We start from the raw sequence: 4582 nt of genomic DNA, 5'->3' as shown, positions 1-4582 counted from the left end.
AATAAATTTACTTGTTTTGAAAGTGAATTTGATTCACCTTGCTGTATTTTTTTACCCTGAAGATTAAATACTTGGTAATCAAAATTTTCGTTTGCTGATAAATTTATGATTCCATTTGTTGGATTTGGATACATACTGAAATTAAAGGTATCAAAACTAGTAGTAGAAAGAGTATTGTAATTACTAAAAACCTTCACTGCTTGAGAACCAAAATCCCCTCCTCCAATAACCAATTCTCCGCTTCGGGTTTCAAGTGTGAAAGAACCATTTCCAAACCCACAACAAATACCATCTCCAAAAGCATCACGAATAGTAAATGAGTAACAATCGTTTTCAGGCAAATCTAGTGTTTGCTGAACCATCCCATTTTCCTGACTATAAGGTCCACCAGAAATAATAGTAGCACCAGCTGAATTTGTAATATTCCAAGTTGTTTCAGCTGGATATTGATCTAGTTGAATTGTTAAATTGAGTTGATTAGTTAAAAAGACATCTGCTAAGCTAAAGCTGGTAGACCCCTCATTGTTTGTGTTATCATCATCATTTGGAAGTGAAATAACCAACTGATTTGTAGCCTCTGCTTCATATAATATCTCTGGCAATTCAATTTCTTCAGTAAAAAGAGAAGAAAGATTTCCGGTCCAAGTATAAACTTGAGGCGTATTACCGTTTATTGAATATTCAATATCAACAGAAGTTAAGTTATCTGACCCTACATTTTGTAATTCAAAATTTGGTGATAGAGATCCTGCACATTGGTCATCAAATTCTTCAACAGACTTTATTATTGCATCATTAGAATTAGCTAACCTAGTGTATGTTGCATAAGCTCCATTTCCGCTGATAATATTTTGTTGTGTTTCAGTCATAAAAACAACTACCTCCATCTCAGCGTCATATAGGTCAGCTGATATACCATTGTAATCTGCAGGAATAGTATAAGTAAAAGTTTGATCAATAAAGCTACCTTGTGTTGTTGTAGTAACATCAACACCCCATTGTCCAGTTAATAGATGAACTAATCTGTGCATGTGAACGTAGTTGTCTCCGACACCTCCACCAACTTGTGGGCCTGTTGTTTTGTTTTGTAATAAAGCAACGTTCAATTTATTAATGCTTTCAGGGCTATCGCCTGTATAATAAGCCTCCACATGAACAGTTAGTTCATTAGTACTTACATCAATTGAAGCCTCAACACCTAAATTTACGTAAGAAGACTGAGCTAGAGCATCATTTGCAGAAATTGTCCAGTTATTTCTTGACATTGCAGTAGTGCCAGAATTAGTCATTTCTCTTCCTGGGAAATTTTGACGATTTACTGTTCCAGAAGGATAACCAAAACCAGCACCAGAATAAGATTGATTTACAATACCATTTCCAAACGGAGTTCTAAAATCTGGTTGACCAGGTCCAGGAGTTGAAAATCCACCTTGATGAATATTGATGACGAAAAAATTATCTGGATTGTTTTCTTTTATCGCATTTGCAATAGCATGTCCTTGTGGACAAAAAGTACAGTTAACACCAGTGAACTCCTCTAAAATAGCTTTTTTGTTTTCTGGAGTCGTACTTACAATACTCTGACTAAGCATTGGAAAAGCTACAAAAAACAATATTGAACTTACAAGTAATTTTTTTAACATGTTTGTGTTTTTTATAATATAAGTTTTAAATATAGCGTTTTATTAGTTAATTTTTAGTTGATTTGATAAATTAAATTTTTTTTCAATAACCATTTAAACAATTTACGCCATGCGGTTTATCATTTTTCTTTTTCTTTTTGCAAGCTTTCAATCCTTTTCGCAAGACAGAATGCCTAATCTTATTGTAAAAGATTTACAAAACAAACCTGTTCACATCAATAAAGATTTCAATGAGGTGGATAAGATTTATATTTTTTCTTTCTGGGCTACTTGGTGCGCACCCTGCATTAGTGAATTAGAGGCCATAAACGAACATTATGCTAAATGGTCTGAAGAATTGAACATGGAACTAATTGCGGTTTCTACAGATGATTCACGAACGCAACGTAGAGTAAGACCGCTTCTAAATGGGAAAAACTGGCCTTACCAAGTTTTAATGGACACTAATCAAGATTTAAAACGCGCGCTATCTATTGTCAACATTCCTTATATGGTTGTTGTGAAAAATCAAAAAATCGAACTCATTTTCAACGGCTACACCCAAGGTGCTGAAGAAAAGTTATACCAATCTTTGAAAACCCTTTAGTATGCTCAAATATTTATCCAAGGCGACATTACTTTTGCTTGCCTTAGTAAACTCTGCATTCCTGTTTGCGCAAGAAACTGAAAAGGAAGAGGAAAAAAAAGATTACGGCCGTGTGTATGGCGGAATAGAATCTAACATGCAATATTACATAGAAGACAATGGGCTCGAAGGTGCAATTGTCCCAGATGATGCCTTTAGATCTAATAATTACCTATACTTAAATTACAACTACAAACGTTGGACAGCTGGTATACAAGTTGAAGGCTACGAGCAAAATGCATTACTCAATTACAATCCACAATTTGAAGGTACTAATTTAGGAATCTTTTACGTAAATTATAAAAATGAAAAATGGGATGTTACCCTAGGACATTTTTACGAACAATTTGGTAATGGAATGATTTTTAGAGCTTGGGAGGACAGAGCTTTAGGAATTAACTCTGCTGTAAGAGGGGGAAGGGTTAAATTTAGCCCAAACTACAATATGGATTTTACAGCTTTTTACGGAAAACAGCGTTCCGGTTTTGGGGTTAGTTCAGGAGATTTATTTGGATTTGATGCCAATATATTTTTGGCAGAATACCTCAATTTATATGAGAAAAATCAAGACTTAAGTATTGGTTTTAGCTATATAGGAAGGTATGAATCTTTAAACCGCTATATACAATTAGAAAATCCTGCTTTTGATAATCTTACTAATGCATATTCACTTCGTGCAGATTACTTACTGGGTTCATTCTATGCTAATGCAGAAGTCAACTACAAGTCTAAAGACGGTATTTTGGATTCTCAAGGCAGTCTTAGCGATGACTTTGCTGAAACTGGTAGTGCAGTTACTTTTAATTTTGGATACTCCAAATCAGGCTTGGGTCTAGATGTAAGCCTACGCAGGATAGAAAATATGGGCTTTTTCACTCCTAGAGAACCCGCTGTTTATACAGACTTTAAAGGTGACCAATCTTCAAGCTTTGACTATTTGGAAAGTTTTATCAATTTTGCCCCAGCATTAACCAAACAACATCATTCGCTACTTGCCAATATTTATGTATTTCAAGCACAACAAAGCACCTTATTTGAGGATCCAGAAGTTATGCGCGCAGGAGAAACTGGGGGTCAAATCGATTTCTTTTATGAATTTAAGGAAGAGAGTTTTTTTGGAGGAAAATATGGAACACATGTGTATTTAAATTTTGCCACTTGGTATAATTTACCGGGTGTGTACACCTTTAATCCACCAGATTATGATGTAGATTTCTTTGGCGTAGGCAATAAATATTTCTCCGATTACAGTATCGAAATTAAAAAGAAACTAAATGATACTTGGCATTTGGGCTTTAACTACATCAATCAATATTACGACCAACGATTATTAGGTGGTGGGGATTTAGTTCGAGCAGACATCATAACAGGTGAAGCTACTTACAATTTCAACTCAAAACGATCCATTCGCCTAGAGCTTGAAAAAATGTGGGCAGTTGGTGATAGAGAAGATTGGGTTGGTGGTACTCTTGAATTAAACTTAAATGAAAACCTTTCCGTTTATGTTTGGGATATATGGAATTACGGAAGCAAGAAAGAAAGTGAACAAATTCATTACCTAAATATAGGAGGCGCTTTTCGAAAAGGCCCATACCGGGTTGCTTTAAACTTTGGAAGACAACGTGGTGGTTTAGTATGTGTTGGTGGAGTGTGTAGATTCGTACCCGAAAGTTCTGGGTTTACATTAAATTTTAATACTTCATTTTAAGTTTTCATTCAACATTTCAGTAGCGACAGGAGATTCCCTGTCGCGCTTTCGCTTGCATGGAATCACAATCCAAACCTGAACTGTTATTCCGCAAAAATTTCATAAAGAAAGTTTATACGGAATCTTATGCTATCTGACTTTATCGCCAATGTGGATTATGTTGAAATTAAGAGTTTCTAAATTAATTACGAGATATTTTAGAATTGTACTCAGTGACTACTCAACTAACGAAATGAAACTGAAAATTGAAACGGAAAATCAAATTATGGAATTCACTCAAAACGAATATATATTTGAAAGGCAATAGAGTTTTTTTTTAAAAAAAACTCTTAATTACGAAATAAAATAATTGTTGAAATGAACTAATAAATTGAAATTGGAAGAAAAAAAAAGCCAATGACCAACGATATATAAAATTAATGGCTGCCTCTCGCCTACTTACGAAAATCATCTTGGATTTTCTTGATTCCTGTTTTTTTAATAACTTATTACTTAAATTCCAACTAATATTATACCAAACGTTGAAGGTGATTTTAAAAAAAACAAGAAAATATGAAAGAATACAAATTTGAATCATTAATTTATTATTCAAAACTTACAACCGAC

At 34.1% G+C, this 4582-nt stretch carries 3 protein-coding genes; 2 read left to right on the top strand and 1 reads right to left on the bottom strand.

All coding sequences use genetic code 11. The annotated features are described in order from the left end of the window. On the bottom strand, positions 1-1643 hold a 1643-nt coding region (locus tag CXF67_RS08170), incomplete at its 3' end, for an Omp28-related outer membrane protein (protein WP_102088312.1). 109 nt (positions 1644-1752) lie between these two features. Here CXF67_RS08170 and CXF67_RS08165 point away from each other — a divergent pair. Both CXF67_RS08165 and CXF67_RS08160 read left to right on the top strand, forming a co-directional pair. Continuing rightward, a complete protein-coding gene (locus CXF67_RS08165) occupies positions 1753-2229 on the top strand; it encodes a TlpA family protein disulfide reductase (RefSeq protein WP_102088311.1) in 477 nt (158 codons plus the stop codon). 1 nt (position 2230) lies between these two features. After that, positions 2231-3976 carry a DUF6029 family protein gene (locus CXF67_RS08160; protein ID WP_102088310.1) on the top strand — a complete coding sequence of 582 codons (1746 nt, stop codon included), beginning with the start codon at positions 2231-2233 and terminating at the stop codon, positions 3974-3976. Positions 3977-4582 lie beyond the last annotated feature (606 nt).

Origin of the sequence: Psychroflexus sp. MES1-P1E (assembly GCF_002836055.1) — a bacterium.
Taxonomy (GTDB): Bacteria; Bacteroidota; Bacteroidia; order Flavobacteriales; family Flavobacteriaceae; genus Psychroflexus.
Note: the sequence above shows the minus strand (reverse complement) of the source record. Positions and strands in the feature narration are given on the sequence as shown.